Source organism: Paenibacillus sp. 05T425, from assembly GCF_056396205.1.
In genome coordinates this window covers 1-448 of sequence record NZ_JBFTLA010000100.1, presented here as the reverse complement: position 1 = coordinate 448, position 448 = coordinate 1, and the positions used below count along the sequence as shown (strand labels likewise).

At 65.4% G+C, this 448-nt stretch carries 1 protein-coding gene; it reads left to right on the top strand.

The window, feature by feature from the left end:
- Positions 1-28: 28 nt before the first annotated feature.
- A partial coding sequence (locus tag AC1DF0_RS32265; RefSeq protein ID WP_477577660.1) for an FAD-dependent oxidoreductase occupies positions 29-448 on the top strand: 420 nt, incomplete at its 3' end.

Genomic DNA, 448 nt, shown 5'->3' with positions numbered 1-448 from the left:
CCCTCGTCTTGAACACTGAGGTCGCTGCATGCCATCCGTTATTTCCACCGACGTTCTGATTGTCGGCGCTGGTGTCGCCGGCCTCTGGCTGAATGCACGCCTGCGCCGCCAGGGTTTCTCGACCGTGCTGGTGGAAAGTGCCAGCCTCGGTGGCGGGCAAAGCCTGAAGTCCCAGGGCATCATCCACGGCGGTGCCAAGTACGCGTTGCACGGTGCCCTGACCGGAGCCTCGGAAGCCATTGCCGACATGCCGCGTCGCTGGCGTGAGGCGCTGGCCGGCGACGGCGAACTGGACCTGTCCGGCGTGCGCGTATTGTCCGATGCCCATTACCTCTGGTCCCCCGGCACCCTCGCTGGCAACCTCACCAGCTTTTTCGCCAGCAAAGCCGTGCGCGGGCGGGTCGATCAGGTCAAAGGCGATCAACTGCCGCCGGCGCTGCAAGACAAG